Source organism: Bradyrhizobium sp. LB11.1 (assembly GCF_040549385.1).
Classification (GTDB): Bacteria; Pseudomonadota; Alphaproteobacteria; order Rhizobiales; family Xanthobacteraceae; genus Bradyrhizobium.
The window spans coordinates 245,756-264,576 of sequence record NZ_JBEPTH010000008.1; the positions used below are offsets into that span (position 1 = coordinate 245,756).

General features: G+C 65.1%; 18 protein-coding genes. 6 read left to right on the plus strand and 12 right to left on the minus strand.

Annotated features, from left to right (window positions below; translation table 11 throughout):
* Window positions 1–25 precede the first annotated feature (25 nt).
* Together ABIA96_RS22335 and ABIA96_RS22340 are read left to right on the plus strand one after the other, a co-directional pair.
* Window positions 26–271, plus strand: a complete 246-nt coding sequence (locus tag ABIA96_RS22335; protein WP_354139200.1) for a PilZ domain-containing protein — start codon at window positions 26–28, stop codon at window positions 269–271.
* Window positions 272–412: 141 nt separating this feature from the next.
* Window positions 413–1,195, plus strand: a complete 783-nt coding sequence (locus tag ABIA96_RS22340; protein ID WP_354139201.1) for a tetratricopeptide repeat protein — start codon at window positions 413–415, stop codon at window positions 1,193–1,195.
* Window positions 1,196–1,237: 42 nt separating this feature from the next.
* Here ABIA96_RS22340 and ABIA96_RS22345 read toward each other — a convergent pair whose 3' ends face one another.
* The 7 genes from ABIA96_RS22345 to rsmI all read right to left on the minus strand — a co-directional run bounded on the left by ABIA96_RS22345 (window position 1,238) and on the right by rsmI (window position 8,347).
* Window positions 1,238–2,527, minus strand: coding sequence for a CpaE/TadZ family protein (locus tag ABIA96_RS22345; RefSeq protein ID WP_354139202.1), 1,290 nt, complete (start codon window positions 2,525–2,527; stop codon window positions 1,238–1,240).
* Window positions 2,524–3,258: a CpaD family pilus assembly protein gene (locus ABIA96_RS22350; RefSeq protein WP_354139203.1), complete on the minus strand. Its 735-nt coding sequence runs from the start codon at window positions 3,256–3,258 to the stop codon at window positions 2,524–2,526. The genes ABIA96_RS22345 and ABIA96_RS22350 overlap by 4 nt, the downstream gene beginning before the upstream one ends.
* A 63-nt stretch (window positions 3,259–3,321) precedes the next feature.
* Entirely contained in the window at window positions 3,322–4,839 is a 1,518-nt protein-coding gene (locus ABIA96_RS22355; protein ID WP_354139301.1) for a type II and III secretion system protein family protein, read from the minus strand.
* A 10-nt stretch (window positions 4,840–4,849) separates the two neighbouring features.
* A complete protein-coding gene (gene cpaB / locus ABIA96_RS22360; RefSeq protein ID WP_354139204.1) occupies window positions 4,850–5,665 on the minus strand; it encodes a Flp pilus assembly protein CpaB in 816 nt (271 codons plus the stop codon).
* 364 nt (window positions 5,666–6,029) lie between these two features.
* Window positions 6,030–6,974 (minus strand): glutathione synthase, encoded by a 945-nt coding sequence (gene gshB, locus ABIA96_RS22365; protein ID WP_354139205.1) that lies wholly within the window; start codon window positions 6,972–6,974, stop codon window positions 6,030–6,032.
* Window positions 6,975–6,984: 10 nt separating this feature from the next.
* Window positions 6,985–7,410 carry a YraN family protein gene (locus ABIA96_RS22370; RefSeq protein ID WP_354139206.1) on the minus strand — a complete coding sequence of 142 codons (426 nt, stop codon included), beginning with the start codon at window positions 7,408–7,410 and terminating at the stop codon, window positions 6,985–6,987.
* Entirely contained in the window at window positions 7,397–8,347 is a 951-nt protein-coding gene (gene rsmI, locus ABIA96_RS22375; protein WP_354139207.1) for a 16S rRNA (cytidine(1402)-2'-O)-methyltransferase, read from the minus strand. Before rsmI ends, ABIA96_RS22370 begins: the two co-directional genes overlap by 14 nt.
* 366 nt (window positions 8,348–8,713) lie before the next feature.
* On the opposite strand from rsmI, the gene ABIA96_RS22380 reads away from it, so the two are divergent.
* Window positions 8,714–9,949, plus strand: coding sequence for a penicillin-binding protein activator (locus tag ABIA96_RS22380; RefSeq protein WP_354139208.1), 1,236 nt, complete (start codon window positions 8,714–8,716; stop codon window positions 9,947–9,949).
* Between the two features lie 113 nt (window positions 9,950–10,062).
* Here the strand turns inward: ABIA96_RS22380 and hemW are convergent, their stop codons facing one another.
* The 3 genes from hemW to rph are packed head-to-tail and all read right to left on the minus strand — an operon-like array spanning window position 10,063 to window position 12,563.
* Entirely contained in the window at window positions 10,063–11,217 is a 1,155-nt protein-coding gene (gene hemW, locus ABIA96_RS22385; protein WP_354139209.1) for a radical SAM family heme chaperone HemW, read from the minus strand.
* The gene (gene rdgB / locus ABIA96_RS22390; RefSeq protein ID WP_354139210.1) at window positions 11,204–11,839 is read right to left on the minus strand and encodes an RdgB/HAM1 family non-canonical purine NTP pyrophosphatase; all 636 of its coding nucleotides are present in this window, start codon (window positions 11,837–11,839) and stop codon (window positions 11,204–11,206) included. Before rdgB ends, hemW begins: the two co-directional genes overlap by 14 nt.
* 10 nt (window positions 11,840–11,849) lie before the next feature.
* On the minus strand, window positions 11,850–12,563 hold the full coding sequence (gene rph, locus ABIA96_RS22395; RefSeq protein ID WP_354139211.1) for a ribonuclease PH: 714 nt from the start codon (window positions 12,561–12,563) through the stop codon (window positions 11,850–11,852).
* A 169-nt stretch (window positions 12,564–12,732) separates the two neighbouring features.
* Here rph and hrcA point away from each other — a divergent pair, with 169 nt between their 5' ends.
* The gene (hrcA, locus tag ABIA96_RS22400) at window positions 12,733–13,821 is read left to right on the plus strand and encodes a heat-inducible transcriptional repressor HrcA (protein ID WP_354139212.1); all 1,089 of its coding nucleotides are present in this window, start codon (window positions 12,733–12,735) and stop codon (window positions 13,819–13,821) included.
* A gap of 98 nt (window positions 13,822–13,919) precedes the next feature.
* Entirely contained in the window at window positions 13,920–14,525 is a 606-nt protein-coding gene (gene grpE / locus ABIA96_RS22405; protein ID WP_354139213.1) for a nucleotide exchange factor GrpE, read from the plus strand.
* 64 nt (window positions 14,526–14,589) lie between these two features.
* On the opposite strand, the gene pncA is transcribed toward grpE, so the two are convergent.
* On the minus strand, window positions 14,590–15,312 hold the full coding sequence (gene pncA, locus ABIA96_RS22410; RefSeq protein WP_354139214.1) for a bifunctional nicotinamidase/pyrazinamidase: 723 nt from the start codon (window positions 15,310–15,312) through the stop codon (window positions 14,590–14,592).
* A 116-nt stretch (window positions 15,313–15,428) separates the two neighbouring features.
* Window positions 15,429–16,370 carry a hypothetical protein gene (locus ABIA96_RS22415; RefSeq protein ID WP_354139215.1) on the minus strand — a complete coding sequence of 314 codons (942 nt, stop codon included), beginning with the start codon at window positions 16,368–16,370 and terminating at the stop codon, window positions 15,429–15,431.
* A gap of 398 nt (window positions 16,371–16,768) precedes the next feature.
* Between ABIA96_RS22415 and dnaK the strand changes: the two genes are divergently transcribed.
* Window positions 16,769–18,670: a molecular chaperone DnaK gene (gene dnaK / locus ABIA96_RS22420; RefSeq protein ID WP_354139216.1), complete on the plus strand. Its 1,902-nt coding sequence runs from the start codon at window positions 16,769–16,771 to the stop codon at window positions 18,668–18,670.
* The last annotated feature ends 151 nt before the right edge of the window (window positions 18,671–18,821 follow it).

Genomic DNA, 18,821 nt, shown 5'->3' on the forward strand with positions numbered 1-18,821 from the left:
GTGCTCTAACGGGTGAACAATTCAAATGCTTGCAAATCGCCGGAAGAGCGAACGTCGGATGTGCACCCGGCTTGCCAAGATTCATCTTGGCGCCGGATCGCTGCCGCGGGATTGCACGATCACGGATATCTCGGATGGTGGCGTGAAGGTCGTGGCGGAGTTCCTGGAATTGCCGCCGCAATTCACCATCATCTTCGCCCCCGACTATTCCCGCCAATGCCGCCTGCGCTGGCGCATCGGTTGCGAGTTTGGTGCGGAATTCACCGACTGAGCGCGCGTGATCCGGAAACTGTGAAGCGGTTTTCAAAAAGATCATGCGCTAACAATTGAGTCCCGAGGCGCGCTTCCTTAACGGGAATTTAGCGTTAATCGGCAAAGCATCTCTGATCAGTCCGCCGGCGGTGATCAGAGTATGTCCAAGCGTTCGTCCCTTGCCTCTTTCCCGGCGAGATTCCTGCTTCCCGCGCTCGCGGTGCTTGCCCTCGGTGGTTGCCAGACCACGAGCCTGGAGGACGTGACCGGCGCGCTTGGCACCGGCGGCAAATCCGACCCCGCGGCCACGGCCGACGCCAGGCCGGACATGGACGGCCTACGCGAGCGCTATCGCGCCAAGCCCAGCGATCCCGCCATCGCCCTCGACTACGGCAAGGCGCTGCGCCAGACCGGCCAGCGCGCCCAGGCGGTCGCCGTGATGGAGCAGGCCGTGCTTGCCCATCCCAGCAACAAGGCGCTGCTCGCCGGCTATGGCCGCGCGCTCGCCGACAACGGCAATTTCCAGCAGGCCTTCGACGTGCTCAGCCGCGCGCATACGCCCGAAGATCCGGACTGGCACATCCTGTCGGCGCAGGGCGCGGCGCTCGATCAACTCGGCCGCAACGAGGAAGCGCAGCAATATTATGCGACCGCGCTGAAGATCGTGCCCGACGAGCCGACCGTGCTGTCCAATCTGGGCCTATCCTACATGCTGCAAAACAATCTGCCGAAGGCCGAACAGGTGCTCGGCCGCGCTTATCAGCGCAATCAGAACGATGCGCGGGTCCGCGCCAATTTTGCGCTCGTGCTGGGATTGCAGGGCCGCGAGGCCGAGGCAGAGACTATCGTGAAGGCCGATCTGCCGCCGGATCAGGCGGCGGCAAAGGTCACGGCGCTGCGCCAGCTGCTGTCGAAGAAGCAGCGGCAGCGGGCGGAGAAGTAACCGGCCGCCGAGAGTCCAGCTCGCGCAAAAACGCTCTCGCCCTTACGACGCCTTGCGATGCGGAGCGGATCCGCGTCCCGTCCTGCCCTTCAGCTTCTTCAGCAGCGGTCCGAGCAGCGAACGCTTCGGCTTTTTCACCTCGCCGCGCCCGGCGAGGCGGTTGGCCATGTTCTGGAACAGCTCGGTGGTGCGGTGGCTCTTGGAGACTTCCGCGATCATCTGGCCGTTATTGGCCGCAGTCGAGAACAGCTTTGAATCGAACGGGATCACCGCGAGCGGCTGACTTTCCATGGTCTTGGCAAAGGATTTGACGTCGATCTCGGCGCGCTTGTGCATGCCGACCTGGTTGATGCAGTAGAGCGGCGGCCGGTCGTTCGGCCGCGCCGCCTTGAGCACAGTCAGCATGTTCTTGGTGTTGCGCAAATTGGCGAGATCCGGCTCGGCCACGATGACGATGTCGTCGGCGTTGACCAGCGCGCGCTTGGTCCACGCCGACCATTGATGCGGCACGTCGAGCACGATGCAGGGCGTGGTCATGCGCAGCGTATCGAAAATCGCATCGAACGCTTCCGCACCGAAATCGTAGACGCGATCAAGTGTGGCGGGTGCAGCAAGCAGGCTGAGGCGCTCGGTACATTTGGAGAGCAGGCGCTCCATCAGCGCCGTATCAGGCCGATCCTGCGACAGCACCGCGTTCGCGATGCCCTGCGCCGGATCCTGGTTGTAGTCGAGGCCGGCGGTGCCGAAGGCGAGGTCGAGATCGATCACGACGGAATCGAGCGCGAGGTCGCGCGCGATGGTCCAGGCCACGTTGTGCGCGACGGTGGAGGCGCCGACGCCGCCCTTGGCGCCGACCACTGCGATGACCCGGCCGGTGATGATGGCCTCGGAAGCCGAGAACAGGCTGCAGATCGAGCGCACGACGTCGAGGGTCTCGACCGGCCCAACCACGTAGTCGTTGACGCCGCGACGCACCAGCTCGCGATAGGGCGCGGTGTCGTTCGGATTGCCGATCACGACGACGCGGGTGCCGGGATCGCAGACGCCGGCGAGGTCGTCGAGCCCTTCGAGGATGTCGCGCGTGCCGTCGGATTCGATCACGATGACGTTCGGCGTCGGCATCGTGTCATAGATTTCGATCGCCGCGGCGAGGCCGCCGCTCCTGGCGGTGAGATGCGCTTTGCCGAGACGGCGATCCTGCCCGGCCGCCGTCATCGCAGCGAGCGTCTGCTCGGTCTCGCAAAAGGCCTGCACCGAGATACGCGGAACCGGCGCAATGTGTTCCTCGGGGTGCTGCGGGTCGTCCGCCTCTTCGTCGTGGACGTTTGTCATTTGCCTGTGTCGCTGAGTTTGGCCTTGTCAGCCTCGGGATACATGGTCGTGGTCGCATTGCCCTTGCGGTAGCGGTCGAAGGCGATGTCGCGTCGTGCGGTGTAGGCCGGCGTCTCCGCGCGCGGTTGCTCGAGGTCGGCGGGGTTGTCGATCATCGCGGCAAGATTGCGCTGGGTGGCGCAGCCGAGATTGAAGTAAGGCCGGTTCTCGTTGTAGCCGGGGTCCAGGATCGACGGTCCCATGTCCTCGGGCCACAGCCCGCAGGGACCGGCCACCGCCGCGATCTTGGAATAGCTCAGCCGGATGGTCGGCAGCAGGGCGGGATCTTCGGGACGATAGGGATGCTGGACGATGGCGCGCGACGGTACGCCGCCGCTGCCGAGCACGGTCCGGATCTCGTGATAGGTCGCCGCCGCGGCGCGCGAGTTCGCGGTGTCGATGGGCACGTCGACGACGACGGAGCCGGTGCCTTCGCGCACCCAGTCCTGGGCGATGCCCTTCACGTCAGCGTGCTGCGCGGCCGAAAGGCCGCCGCGCGCCTTGCCGACGAAGATCACGATCGAGCGCTTGCCTTCCTGCACCGCGATCGGGTGACGCATGCGATAGTCGGTCGGCACCGTCTGGGTGGTGAGGACCTCGCCCGTGGTGTTGCAGGCTCCCAGCATGACGGAGAGCCCCGTCAGCGCGAGCGCAATGCGCAAATTGCGACGTCGATCGGTTGTCTTCGTCATCGCCCGGTCCCCTCTTGCCCCTGTCTTGTCCAGTTTCTTGCCCCGGTCCCCAAACCGTTCGTGTCAGTCGATGATGAAGCCGAAATCGCCGCGATTGCCGTCGATCGGATCAACGCGTTGCGCGATTCCGTAGAGGCGGTTCATGCGGCCGAGCAGCGCCGACTGCGCATCCGAGGACGGCGCGAAGCCGTCATCGGGCCGCGATAATTCTTTCTGGGCGACCGCGCGCACCACATAGGGGGTTACGATCACCATCAGCTCGGTCTCGTTGTTGACGAAGTCCTGGCTGCGGAACAGCGCGCCGAGGATCGGCACCTGGTCGAGGCCGGGCAGGCCGTTGATCGCCTGCTTGGTCTGCTGCTGGATCAGGCCGGCCATCGCCATCGAGCCGCCCGAGGGAATCTCGAGCGTGGTCTCGGCGCGGCGGGTCTGGATCGAGGGAATGGTGATGGAGCTCGATGAGCTTGAGGACAGCGCTTGCGTCACCGTGATGGCGTTCTGGTTCGACAGCTCCGACACTTCCGTCATCACCCGTAGGCTGATCCGGCCTTCGCTGAGCACAACCGGCGTGAAGTTCAGTGAGATGCCGAATTTCTTGTAGGTGATCTGGGTGGTACAGACATGCGTGGTCGGATCGCAGGCATAGCCCCCGGGAATTGGAAATTCGCCGCCCGCGATGAAGGTCGCGGATTCACCGGAGATCGCGGTCAGGCTCGGCTCGGCCAGCGTCCGCATCACGCCCGCGGTTTCCATCGCGCGCATCGTGGCGTTGACAGTGGCCACGCCCTTCGCGAGGCCCGTGACGCCAAGCCCGTTGCTGCTGACCAGCGGCCCGCCGCTGGCCGAGAACGGGTTGGAGTTGTTGAAATTCACCACCGCGGTGCCGGCATTCAGGCTGGCGCTGAGATCGACGCCCAATTGCTTGACGATATCGCGGCGGACTTCGCCGACGACGACTTTCAGCATCACCTGGTCGCGGCCGCGCACGACGATGTTGTTGACGACCTTTTCGGCGCCGCCGACGAGCTTGGCGGCGACGTCGCCGGCCTGCTGGGCCTCGACCGGGCTCGACACCGAGCCGGTCAGCATCACGCTGTCGCCGATGCCCTCGACCTGCACGCCTGGCAGCGACTGGCGTAGCGCCGTTCGCATGCCGTTGAGGTCGCGCTTGACCGCGATGTCGTAGGAAGCAACCTGCTGGCCATCGGCGGTGAAGAACACCACATTGGTCTGGCCGACCTGGCCACCGATGATATAGGCGCGCTGCGCCGAGCGGATCACCGCGTTGGCGATCTTGGGATCGGCCACCAGCACGTCCTTGACCTCGCGCGGCAGGTCGATGACGACCGACTTGCCGACGCCGAGCGACAGTGAGCGCGTTCGCGCCGGCGCGATGGTCGCGACCGGTGACACGCCGAGGTCCGGCGCCTGCATCGGCGCCTGGTCTCCGACCGGCGCATCCGCAGCGCGGACCCAGTCGGGGGCTGCGACCAGCCCCAACATCAGCATTGCCCCGACCCAGAACGAGCCGGCGCGCTTCCCCCGAATGCGCAGGCCCGTCCGATTGTCCCCGTAGTTCATCATGTCCCCATCACTTCTGTGACGTCATTTGTCGCGTTTGCACGCCGTAGCGGATCACGTTCACGCCGCTGCTCTGACGCTTTCGCGCCTGGTCCTCTGGCCCACCGTCGGAGGCGCTGGCATCGGCGATGCTGCGCAGTGCGAGTGTCAGCGAGCCGCCCTGACGCGAGGCCGAGAGCGTCGCGACCTGGTCGGGCCGGAGCTCGAGCGTGACGGTCTTGCCGACCACGGCGTTCTGGCCGTCTTTTTCCTTCGGTGCCTGGTCAATCGCGAGCACGCGGATGTTGGTCAGGATGACCTCCGACAGGATCAGGTCATCGCCGCCGGTCGAGTTGGCGCCTTCAGGATTCTTCTGGCGGCGCGTCAGGACGATGTCGACGCGGTCGTTCGGCAGGATGAAGCCGCCGGCCGCGGTCTCGGCGGAGATCTCGGTGGACACGGCCCGCATGCCGGACGGCAGGATCGCGGCCATGAAGCCGGAGCCGTCAGCCTTCACCAGCTTCTGCTCGCGGATCGGCTCGCCCTGCATCAACGGCACGCGTGCGATCGAGCCGGCGATCTGGGTCTGTGCCTCGGGCCTGCTGTCGCGGCGGATGAAGGCGCTGCTTGCGGTCGATTGCGGCCAGGTCTGCCATTGCAGATCCTCGGCCCTCACGGCCTGGCCGAGCTGAATGTCGGATTTGGCGACGAGCACCTCGACCGTGGGCAGCTTCTCGGCCACCGGGAGCGCGGGCGCGGGCTTGTTGTCGTAGCCGCTCGCCAGATACGCAGCGACGCCGCCGGCGCCGAGCGCAATGACGAGAACGACAATGCGTGCGGTGTTCATACGCTTCTACTCTTACGCAGGGCACTCGAACCGCACATGGCGGGTTCCCCGGCGTCGATGAGTAGGGAGTAAAAGTATAAGGGGTGTTGCGAGGCCGAGTGTGATGGTCCGTGACGACGCGAGTTTTGGGCAGATGGTGAATGCCGCGTTATTCGGACAGCGCCCGGCCCCGTAGAATCACGCAAGTGCGCCCCTGCGTTCGCATGAGACGCGGGGCGTCATGGTGAACGGGTGGTTAGTGAAGGGAGGGATGTGTTTCTATCGATCTCCGCAGCCCGGATGAAGCGAAGCGCAATCCGGGGCAGCTGAGCGTGTTGTCGGAATCCCGGATTTCGCTTCGCTCCATCCGGGCTACGAGCCGGGGCTACTTCGCCCGCTTCTGCTCGATCACGTCCCAGACTTTCGCCGCAGCATCCGGGCCGCCGAGCCGCGCGATGGCGCGGATGCCGGTGGGCGAGGTGACGTTGATCTCGGTGAGATTGCCGTTGATGACGTCGATGCCGACGAACAGCAGGCCGCGCTCGCGCAGCGCCGGGCCGACGGTGGCGCAGATCTCGCGTTCGCGAGGCGTCAGTTCGGTCTCCTTTGCCGCACCGCCACGCACCATGTTGGAGCGGAGGTCGTCGGTGGCCGGCACGCGGTTCACCGCGCCTGCGAATTCGCCATTGACCAGGATGATGCGCTTGTCGCCCAGCTTCACCTCGGGGATGAACTGCTGGATCACCCAGCACTCCTTGAAGGTGACCGAGAACATGTCGAACAGCGAGCCGAAATTCATGTCCTGCGGCATCACCCGAAACACCGCGGCGCCGCCATGGCCATGCAGCGGCTTCATCACGACGGCACCGTACTTGTCGCGGAACGCGTTGATCTCGTCGAGGTCGCGCGAGATCAGGGTCGGCGGCATCAACTGCGGAAAATTCATCACGAACAGTTTTTCGGGCGCGTTGCGCACCGAGGCCGGGTCGTTGACGACCAGCGTCTTCGGGTGAATGCGCTCGAGCAGATGCGTCGAGGTGATGTAGGCGAGATCGAACGGCGGATCCTGGCGCAGCAGCACGACGTCAAAGCCGTTCAGCGCCTCGCGCTTGGGCTCGCCGAGGGTGAAGTGGTCGCCAGACTCGTCGCGCACGGTCAGGAGCTGGACGGGCGCAACGATCTCCTCGCCGACCATCGAGAGCTTGTCGGGCGTGTAATAGGACAGGCCGTGGCCGCGCTTCTGCGCCTCCAGGAGCAGCGCAAAAGTGGAATCGCCCTTGATGTTGATGCGGGCGATAGGGTCCATCTGGACGGCGACGTTCAGTTTCATGGTCTGCCTTTCAGGTCGAGGCGTCGAATGCCGCCAACACATGGCGTGGAAGTGATCGCGGCGCAATCAGCATGGCATCGAATCGCAATTCGAATTCCGCATGCTCGGGATGCGTGGCAAGCCAGCCCTGCGCGGCGTCGATGATACGCTGCTGCTGGCGCGGCGTTACCGCATAGGCGGCCTCATCGAGGCTGGCGCGCGCCTTGACCTCGACGAAGGCAATCAGATTGCGACGCCGCGCCACGAGGTCGATCTCGCCATGCGGGGTGCGGTAGCGCTTGGCCAGGATGCGGTAGCCCTTCGCCATAAGGAAGGCAGCGGCGCGGCTCTCGGCCGAGATGCCGGTGCGGAACGCGGCGACGCGCTCAGGCGAGGCGATCTTCGGTTCCTGTTTAGGCTCATGTTTCGGTTCTTGGGCATCCTTAGTCTTCGCCATCGCGGCCCCGCAAATCTTTTGCGAGCTCGAGCGCGCGGGCATAGACCTCGCGGCGTGGCCGTCCCGAGAGCGCGACGGCGTGCGCGACGGCGTCCTTGACGCTGTGCGTGGCGAGCTGCTCGCGCAGCAGGTCATCCAGCGCGTCCGATGTCAGCACGTCGGCATCCGCAGCGGGCGGAGCGATCACCAGCACGAATTCGCCGCGCGTCTCCAGCGTGTCTGCCTCGCGCGCCAGCTCGTAGAGCTTCGCGCGCGAAATCTCTTCGTGCAGTTTCGTCAGCTCGCGGCAGATCGCGGCTTCACGGTTGCCCATGATCTCGGCGAGCTCGGCGAGCGTGTCCTGCACCCGGTTGCCGGAGTCGAACATCACCAGCGTCGCATCGATGCGGGCGAGTTCGGCCAGGCGCGACCGCCGCGCGGCGGATTTCGACGGCAGAAAGCCCTCGAAGAAGAAGCGGTCGGTCGGCAGGGCCGCGACCGACAGCGCCGCCAGCACCGAGGACGGGCCGGGCAGCGCGTAGACCGCGTGGCCCGCAGCGCAGACCTCGCGCACCAGCTTGAAGCCGGGATCGGAGATCAGCGGCGTGCCGGCATCCGACACCAGCGCGACCGAGCCACCTGCCGCGAGCGCCTCCAGGATCTTTGGTCGCGCGGCCTCGGCATTGTGCTCGTGATATTGCTTGAGCTGCGCCGAGATGTCGTAACGCTCCGTCAGGCGCCGCGTGATCCGGGTGTCCTCGCAGGCGATGACATCGACCCCGGCGAGCGTCTGGAGCGCGCGCAGGGTGATATCGCCGAGATTGCCGATGGGGGTCGCGACCAGATAGAGGCCCGCCGCCGGTTTCGGCGCGGTGAGCCGATGGGCGTCGATGGAGAAACCGCGCGGGGCGGCGTCTGTGCCTTCAGGCGTATTTATTGGGGCCGGCTTTGCGCGCATAATGAATCGAACTTAGGCATGATCCCCGGGGCTGGGAACCGGTCCTTCGAAAAAGATCGTGCCACGCCAGGATATTGAGGCTTGATACTAAGACTTAGGCGAGGAAGGACTGGAATGTGATCCATCCGGTATCACATTCCCTCGGGAATGAAGCGTCAGCACCTTATTCGCGGCGGAAACCCCGCCTTGATGCTGGATGACGGACGGGGAATAGCCAGCCGGGAACCAAGGGCGGCCGCGTTAAGCGGGTATTATCCTTTTGTTTTGGTTAACTATTTGCCGACAATATGCCTGAATCTGCGGCTTCTGTCGCGGGCGAAGAATGTTGTGACTGGCCGGCTGCGGTCGATCAGAAGAGAAGCTGCCATGGTGCGCCCGCGCGATCCGAAGTCTCCCGTCCCGGGGCCCCGATTAACAGGGGCGACCCGGCGGAGTGCGCTTGGCCTGCTGCTCGGCACGCCCTTGCTGTCGGCCTGCGCTGGCGTGCAGCAGAGCCTCAGCCAGTTTTCCAGCCCGTTCTCGAGCTCCTCTTCATCGCCGGCCCAGCCGGCCGGCCCGCCGCAGCAGGCGACCACCGCCGGCACTGGTGGCGTGAAGGTTGGCGTGATTCTGCCGCTCTCGGCCGCCGGCAATGCCGGGCTTGCCGCGCAATCGATGCGCAACGCCGCAGAGATGGCGCTGGCCGAGTTCCAGAATCCGAACATCCAGCTCCTGATCAAGGACGACAATGGCAGCCCGCAGGGCGCGCAAGCGGGCGCGCAGCAGGCGGTCGACGAAGGCGCCGAGATCATTTTGGGACCGTTGTTCGCGCAATCGGTCCCGGCCGTGGCGCAGGTCGCGCGTACGCGCGGCATCTCGGTGATGGCGTTCTCCACCGATTCGAGCATTGCGGGCCGCGGCGTCTATCTGCTGAGCTTCCTGCCGGAGTCTGACGTCAATCGCATCGTCGAATATTCTGCCAGCATCGGAAAACGCTCGGTCGCCGTGCTCGTGCCGGACAATGCCTATGGCAATGTGGTCGAAGCCGCGGTGAAGGCCGCCGTGCCCAGGCGCGGCGGACGCATCGTTGCGTTCGAGAAATACGGCGCCGATCGCGCCACGCCGGCGCGTACCGTGGCGCAGCAACTCGGCAGCGCGGACGCCCTGTTCATTGCCGATGACGGCGATGCCGTCGTCTCGGTCGCGGACGCGCTGACCGCGGCGGGCGCGAATCTGCGCAACATCCAGCTGCTCGGCACCGGCCTGTGGGACAGCCCGCGTGTTTATGCGAGCCCGGCCTTGCAAGGCGGTCTCTACGCCGCGCCCGATCCCGCCGGCTTCCGCGCTTTCTCCGGCCGCTACCGCACCAAATACGGAGCCGATCCGATCCGCACCGCAACGCTCGCTTACGACGCCGTGGCTCTCGTCGCCGCACTCGCGCGCACGCAGGGCACCACGCGCTTCTCGCCTGACGTGCTCACCAATCCCTCAGGCTTCGCCGGCATCGACGGCCTGTTCCGCTTCCGCGCGGACGGCACCAATGAGCGCGGGCTCGCGGTGATGAAAGTGACGACGGGCGGCGGTGTCGCGGTCGCGGGCTCGCCGAAGAGTTTTGGGGCGTAGTTCGGAACGACGGTGCCGTAGGGTGGGCAAAGCGAAGCGTGCCCACGCATTTTTTGCGATCGAGAGAGTTCGTGGGCACGGCGCAAGTGCGCCTTTGCCCACCCGAGATCTCGCTATGCCGCGAGATCTGCGACCACCGCATCCAGCACCGGAAATCCGCTGCTCGTGACGCGCAGCCGTCCCGTCGCATCCACCGTGATCGCGCCTTCTTCGCGCAGCAGTGTGATGCGCTTGGGATCGAGCGAGCGGCCCGACAGCGCCCTGTAGCGCTCGGGGTCGATACCTTCAGCCAAGCGCAATCCCATCAGCAAAAATTCGTCGGCGCGTTCTTCGCTGTTGAGGAGATCGTCGGTGACGACACCGTGGCCGCTGCTTTCGACGCGCATCAGCCAGGCTTCGGGGCGCTTCTCGGTGGCGGTGGCATGGCGCACGCCGTCGATATCGAGGCGGCCGTGGGCGCCGGGACCGATGCCGGCATATTCCTCGCCGCGCCAGTACACCAGATTGTGCCGGCACTCGGCACCACGCCGCGCGTGGTTGGAAATCTCGTAAGCGGGCAGGCCCAGTCTGTCGCAGGTCTCCTGCGTCACATCATAGAGCGCGCGTGCGACCGCTTCATCCGGCGTCTTCAATTTGCCGGCCTGGTGCAGGCCGAAGAACGGCGTGCCCTCTTCGATGGTGAGCTGATAGAGCGACAGATGCTCGGCCGCTTCATCGATCGCGAGACGCAGTTCATCGGCCCACATCGCTGGCGTCTGGTCGGGGCGGGCGTAGATCAGGTCGAACGAGTAGCGGTCGAACGAGCGGCGCGCGATGGCGACAGCATCGAGCGCCTCGCGTGCGCTGTGCATGCGGCCCAGTGCTTTCAGCGAGGCATCGTCGAGCGCCTGCACGCCGAGCGAGACGCGGTTGACGCCGGCCGTGCGATAGCCGGCAAAGCGGGTGGCTTCGACGCTGGTGGGATTTGCCTCGAGCGTCACTTCGACGTTGTTGGCAACATTCCAGTGCTTGCCGATGGAATCGAGCACGGCGCCGACGGTTGCCGGCTGCATCAGCGAGGGCGTACCGCCGCCGAGGAAGATCGAAGTGACCTCGCGGCCGGGCGAGCGCTGCGCGGTCGTTTCGATCTCGCGCGCGAAGGCGCTCGTAAAGCGCGTCTCGTCGATCGCGGCATGGCGGACATGGCTGTTGAAGTCGCAATAGGGGCACTTCGACAGGCAGAACGGCCAGTGCACGTAGACGCCAAAGGCTTCCTTAGCGCGGCTCAAGGCAGATCTCCGCCAGTTTCACGAAGGCGCGGGCGCGGTGCGACAGGCCGAGGCCAAGCGGCGGCAGGCCGTGCTTCTCAATGCTGGTCATCTCGCCGAAGGTGCGGTCGTAACCATCCGGCAAAAACATCGGATCGTAGCCGAAGCCGGCTGTGCCGCGCGGTGGCCACACCAGCGTGCCGTCGACGCGGGCCTCGACCTCTTCGAGATGATCATCGGGCCAGGCCACGCAGAGCGCGGAGACGAAATGTGCCTTACGCCTGTCCGGCGTGGTGGCGCCGCGCTCCTGCAACAGGCGCTCGATCTGCGCCATCGCCGCGGCGAAATCCTTGGACGGTCCGGCCCAGCGCGCGCTGTAGATGCCGGGCGCGCCGTCGAGCGCGTCGACCACGATGCCGGAATCATCGGCGAAAGCGGGCAACTTCGTCGCCTGCGCCGCCGCGACCGCCTTGATCGCGGCATTGCTGCGGAAATCGTCGCCGGTCTCGTCCGGCTCGGGCAGGCCGAGTTCGCCGGCCGACACCACCTCGATGCCGTGAGGCGCGAGCAGCTCCTTCATCTCGGCGAGCTTGCCGGGATTATGGGTCGCGATGACGAGCTTTCCGGTGATTCGGCGGTGCATGGCTTATTGACTACGCGACCGCCAGTTTCTGCAAGTCAACAAGACGCGCGACGCCCTTGCGGGCGAGCGCCATCAGCGCCAGCAGCTCGTCTTGTGTGAACGGCTCACGCTCCGCCGTGCCCTGCACCTCGATGATGCGGCCATCTCCGGTCATGACGAAATTGGCGTCGGTCTCGGCCTCGGAATCCTCGGCATAATCGAGGTCGAGCACTGGCGTGCGTTTATAGATGCCGCAGGAGATTGCAGCGACATTGTCGCGCATCACGTTGGCCTTGATCATATTGCGCGTCTTCATCCAGTTGATGCAGTCGGCGAGCGCGACCCAGGCACCGGTGATCGAGGCGGTGCGGGTGCCGCCGTCGGCCTGGAGTACGTCGCAATCGACCGTGATCTGGCGCTCACCGAGGGCTTCGAGATCGACGATGGTGCGCAACGAGCGGCCGATCAGGCGCTGGATCTCGACAGTGCGGCCGCTCTGCTTGCCGGCGGAGGCTTCGCGGCGGGTGCGTTCGGAGGTCGCGCGCGGCAGCATGCCGTATTCGGCGGTGACCCAGCCGCGGCCCTGGCCCTTCAGCCAAGGCGGCAGGCGGTCCTCCAGCGTGGCGGTGACCAACACATGGGTGTCGCCGAATTTCACGAGACAGGAGCCTTCCGCGTATTTGACCACGCCGCGCTCCAGCGTCACGGGGCGCAATTCGTCGGGCGCACGGTGGCTTGGCCGCATGGGAAATCCTCCAAAACTCTCGAAAAAGGGCTATTCGCCGAGCTTGTAGGTGGGGCGAGGGTATGCGGCAAGGCCTTATTCACCCCTTGATTCACGACCCGCAAACGCCATGCTTGTCAGAACGGTCCCGGATGGACAAATTACAAGCATCCGAGAGGAGTTACCGTCTGTGGCCCATCACGATCCGATCCATCTGATCGCGCCGCGCGCAGGCCTCGCCCAGCTCAACGAGCGTTCCCGCGACATCTTTCGTCAAATTGTCGAAAGCTATCTCGCGACCGGTGAGCCCGTGGGCTCGCGCAACATCTCGCGGCTGATCGCAATGCCGCTGTCGCCGGCCTCGGTCCGCAATGTCATGGCCGATCTGGAACAGCTCGGCCTGATCTACGCCCCGCATACGTCCGCGGGTCGGCTGCCAACGGAACTCGGACTGCGTTTCTTCGTCGACGCGCTGATGCAGGTCGGAGATCTCACTGACGCCGAGCGGCAGTCGATCCAGAGCCAGCTCACCTCTGTCGGCCAGGCGCACTCGGTGGAGGCGGCGCTGGATCAGGCCTTGACGCGACTGTCCGGTCTCACGCGGGCCGCCGCGGTGGTGCTGACGCCAAAGTCCAATGCGCGACTGAAGCACATCGAGTTCGTCCGGCTGGAACCGGAGAAGGCGCTGGTGATCCTGGTCGGCGAAGACGGCCAGGTTGAAAACCGCGTGCTGACGCTGCCGCCGGGGGTTCCCTCCTCGGCGATCACCGAAGCCGGCAATTTCCTCAACGCCAGGATTCGCGGCCGGACGCTGGCCGAGGCACGGCTCGAGCTGGAAACCGCGCTCGGACAGGCTCGCGCCGAGCTCGATCAATTGACGCAGAAGGTGATCTCGGCCGGGATCGCGAGCTGGTCTGGCGGCGAAAACGAGGACCGCCAGCTCATCGTCCGCGGCCACGCCAATCTGCTCGAGGACTTGCACGCGCTGGAGGATCTCGAGCGGGTGCGCCTGTTGTTCGAGGACCTCGAGACCAAGCGCGGGGTGATCGACCTGTTGGGGCGCGCCGAAACCGCCGAAGGCGTGCGGATTTTTATCGGTTCGGAGAACAAGCTGTTTTCCCTGTCGGGCTCCTCCACCATCATCTCGCCCTATCGGGATGCCGCCGGCCACATCGTCGGTGTTTTGGGCGTCATCGGGCCGACGCGGCTGAATTATGCCCGCGTGATCCCGACCGTGGACTACGCCGCCCGCATCGTCAGCCGCCTTCTGGGGGGCTGACCGGCATTTGGGCTGATCACGGGCGCTTGATTTTCGGCGCCCGAAGCACGATATCCGGGCCAGCAAAATCCCTTGAGACCAGTTCGAGAAGAGAGCCGATGACCGATCGAGACCGGCAACCCGAAGACACGACTGCAGCGACCGGCGAGCCCGTGGTGTCAAAACCCTACATCATGCCCGACGATCCCGAGCCCGGTTCGGTGGAATTGTTGCAGAAGGAAGCCGCCGAGGCGCACGACCGCATGCTGCGGACGCTGGCGGAGATGGAAAATCTGCGCAAGCGCACCGCCAGGGAGGTCGCCGACTCCAAGCTCTACGGCGTCACCGGCTTTGCCCGCGACGTGCTCGACATCGCCGACAATCTCCAGCGCGCGCTCGATGCCGTTCCCGTCGAAGCCCGTGCCGCGGCCGATCCCGGCCTGACCTCGCTGATCGAGGGCGTCGAGCTCACCGAGCGCTCGCTGCTCAACGCGCTGGAAAAGCACGGCGTCAAGAAGTTCGATCCGCAGGGCCAGAAGTTCGACCCGAACTTCCAGCAGGCGATGTACGAGGTGCCGGATGCTTCGGTGCCCGCAGGCACTGTCGTGCAGGTCATGCAAGCCGGCTACACCATCGGCGAGCGCGTGCTGCGCCCGGCGCTGGTCGGCGTTGCCAAGGGTGGCGCAAAGCCCGCGCCCGCCGCGAACAGCAACGAAGCGAACTGAGCGGCATGAACCTCATCCCGAGGAGCGCGCTCGCGCGCGCCTCGGTCTGGCAGGTGAGCGCGCCTTACGCGCCCGCGGCGATATCCGCGGACTGAATCCGCTTCACGCCAGCCTTGGCCATATCGGCCCAGGCCTTTGCGAGTGAACCCTGATTGTCGATGCCGCGACAGGCGTCTTCCACGACGTAGACTTCAAAGCCCGCCTTGCGCGCATCGAGCGCGGTCCAGGCGACGCAGAAATCCGTGGCGAGACCGGCAACGAAGACGCGCTTGATCTTGCGACCCCTGAGATAGCCGGCAAGTCCGGTCGAGGTCTTGCCGTCGGCTTCGAGGAACGCCGAATAGCTGTCGACGTCCTTGTGAAAGCCCTTGCGGATGATGAGCTCGGCCTGCGGGATCGAGAGGTCCTTCGATAGCGAGGCGCCATCGGTGCCCTGGACGCAATGGTCGGGCCACAGCACCTGCTTGCCGTAGGGCAGATCGATGGTCTCGAACGGCTTCTTGCCGGAATGCACCGATGCGAACGAGATGTGGCCGGCCGTGTGCCAGTCCTGCGTCATCACCACGTTCGAGAACGCTTTCGCGATTCTGTTGATGACGGGCACGACCTGTTCGCCTTCCTTCACCGCGAGGCTGCCGCCCGGCAGGAAGCAATTCTGCACGTCGATTACGAGCAGCGCGGATGAATCATCCGGCTTGATCGAAGCCGCCGCAAACAACCGGGTGGGAGCAAGGCTCGCAAGCGCCGTGGTCCCAAGCGCCGCCAAAATCCGTCGCCGATTGAGCATCGTCCGCCTCCCCTTGGGATGATCCAATGGAGGGCAGCCTAATTCCGTTCGTGTACGACCAGAAGCCCGAAAATGCAGCCGGCCCTGGTGAGCGCTTGGGCTATCAGCCCCAGATTCTAACCCTTGGGCTGGATGCCGTCGCGCACGGCGCGGAAGCGGGTGAAGGCGTCCGACCACTGGTCGCGCGGAGCGCTGGCGATGATGCGCAGCGAGGCACTGGCGCCGCTGAAGCGGATCCATTGCACCACGGTCACCGGGGTCTTGTCCTTGCCGCTGACGCCGTCGATCCGGGTCTCAAAGCCCGGCTGGCCGTTGATGCGGATCGGCTCGGACATGGTGACGCGGGACTCGCGCAGGCCGGGGATCTGCAGCGCCGCCTCCTGGGCGAAGCGGGCGCGGTCGTCAGTCTGCTGCGGGGTGGCACCGATCAGGCCGAGGATCAGGAACGGCTTCGACTCATATCCGGAGCTCTCATTGCCGTCGGCCAGGATGATGCTCGAGCCCGGCACCAGCGTGCGGATATCCTTGAAGCCGGCGAGATTGGTGACCTTGAACGGCAGCAGCCCGATCTGCTCGTCAGCGGACACCTCCTTGCGGATCACCGCGGTCGCAAACATCTGCCGCACCGCCTCGTCGGTATAGATCTTCGAGGCGTTCTCGGGAACCTGCACCGCGACATAGCCGGAGAAGCCGGCGCCCGGCACGATCATCGAATAGCGCTTCACCGGCGTCGTGCCGGCCTTGCCGCTCTCGGCGGTGAAATAGGCAAGGCCCGCTGATGTCTCGATCTTGTCCGGCTTGACGCCGTTAGAGCCGTTCGGATTGGCGTTGAGGGCGCTCACGACCTCGCCATAGGCTGCCGGCGGCAGCTCGGTGATCAGCACCTTGACGCTGCCGTCCTCGCTCTGGAAGCCCGGAAAGGTTTTTGCCGTGTTCAGCCCGACCAGCGGCACCATGCCGAGGCGCAAGCCGGGCGGGTAGACGGCGTCGGCAGCAAGCGCCGGAAGTGCCGTGGCAACGAGGAGCGCGAGCGCGGCGAGGAGGCGGGTCAGCTTCATGGGCACTCTGATTGGTTCACATTGAGGCCGTTCGATGGTCGGCCAATAGGCCGCTTTGTCGCGCAAAGCAGCCCCATGGCGAGGTTGTCCGGCCGCCGCCTTTTAGCGGGTTTAGTTCGCCGGTAACAGGGCAGGGCAGATCACGGTGGCGGAAGGGCTGGCTGAAGCCTGAACCTGTTAATAATTCATCACCTGCAAGAGCGGTTCAGCCCAGATATGTTCTTCCAAAACCCAATGTTTTCACGGCTGAAACTTGCGTTCGGTCCTTGCGGGGCCCACCCCCCCTCCTATATGAGCCTTCAATCATCGCAATATCGCGGATGTTTGATCTTAGGGGGTTCGGTTCGGGTGCCTTCTGGGCCCAGCCAGCCTGCCGCAAAAACAAGGATATCAGGACCATGGGAAAGGTCATTGGGATCGATCTCGGCACCACGAATTCGTGCGTCGCCGTGATGGATGGCAAGAACGCCAAAGTCATCGAGAATTCCGAAGGCATGCGCACGACGCCTTCGATCGTCGCCGTCACGGACGACGGTGAGCGCCTCGTCGGCCAGCCAGCCAAGCGCCAGGCCGTCACCAATCCAGAGCGTACGTTCTTCGCAGTGAAGCGCCTGATCGGCCGCCGCTACGACGACCCGATGGTCGAGAAGGACAAGAAGCTCGTTCCGTACAAGATCGTGAAGGCTTCCAACGGCGACGCCTGGGTCGAGGCCGACGGCCAGACCTACTCGCCCTCGCAGGTCTCCGCTTTCATCTTGCAGAAGATGAAGGAGACCGCGGAAGCCCATCTCGGCCAGAAGGTCGACCAGGCGGTCATCACCGTTCCCGCCTACTTCAACGACGCCCAGCGCCAGGCCACCAAGGACGCCGGCAAGATCGCGGGCCTTGAGGTGCTGCGCATCATCAACGAGCCGACCGCGGCTGCGCTGGCCTATGGTCTGGACAAGACCAAGACCGGCACGATCGCCGTGTACGATCTCGGCGGCGGCACGTTCGATATCTCCATTCTCGAAATCGGCGACGGCGTGTTCGAGGTGAAGTCGACCAACGGCGATACCTTCCTCGGTGGCGAAGATTTCGACATGCGCCTGGTCGGCTATTTGGCCGACGAGTTCCAGAAGGAGCAGGGCATCAACCTGCGCAACGACAAGCTCGCGTTGCAGCGCCTGAAGGAAGCCGCTGAAAAGGCCAAGATCGAGCTGTCGTCGACGACGCAGACCGAGATCAACCTGCCCTTCATCACCGCAGACCAGACCGGCCCGAAGCATCTGACGATGAAGCTCACCCGCGCCAAGTTCGAGGCGCTGGTCGACGACCTCGTGCAGAAGACCGTCGAGCCCTGTCGCAAGGCGATCAAGGATGCCGGCCTCACCGCCGGTGAGATCGGTGAAGTCGTTCTGGTTGGCGGCATGTCGCGCATGCCGAAGGTCCAGGAAGTCGTGAAGCAGCTGTTCGGCAAGGAGCCGCACAAGGGCGTCAACCCGGACGAAGTCGTGGCGATCGGTGCCGCGATCCAGGCCGGCGTGCTCCAGGGCGACGTCAAGGACGTGCTGCTGCTCGACGTGACCCCGCTGTCGCTGGGCATCGAGACGCTGGGCGGCGTGTTCACCCGCATCATCGACCGCAACACCACGATCCCGACCAAGAAGAGCCAGGTGTTCTCGACCGCCGAGGACAGCCAGAACGCCGTCACCATCCGCGTCTTCCAGGGCGAGCGTGAAATGGCGGCCGACAACAAGATGCTCGGCCAGTTCGATTTGATGGGCATTCCGCCGGCGCCGCGCGGCATGCCGCAGATCGAGGTGACCTTCGACATCGACGCCAACGGCATCGTCAACGTCTCGGCCAAGGACAAGGCGACGGCCAAGGAGCAGCAGATCCGCATCCAGGCCTCCGGCGGCCTGTCGGAAGCCGACATCGACAAGATGGTCAAGGATGCCGAGGCCAATGCCGCGGCCGACAAGCAGCGCCGCGAGGCGGTCGATGCCAAGAACCATGCCGACGCGCTGGTGCACTCCACCGAGAAGGCGCTGGCCGAACACGGTTCGAAGGTCGGCGAGCCCGAGCGCCGCGCCATCGAGGACGCCGTCAGCGACCTCAAGGAAGCGCTGAAGGGCAGCGATGCCGAAGCGATCAAGGCCAAGACCAACACGCTGGCCCAGGCTTCGATGAAGCTCGGCGAAGCGATGTACACGCAGCAGGCCGAGGCCGACGCCAAGAGGGATGCGGCCAAGGACGACGTCGTCGACGCGGAATTCACCGAAGTCGACGACGACAAGAACAACAAGAAGTCCGCATAAGCCCCGAGAGGGTATGATGCGGACGGCTTGGACCCCACACGCTCTCACAGCCTCCCCCTTCAGGGGGGAGGCTGTCGTGTCGGGCTCGACGGGCGGGACGCCCGTTACGATCAATCAATTCCCAGCCGCTATGCTCAACGCTGCCATGCAG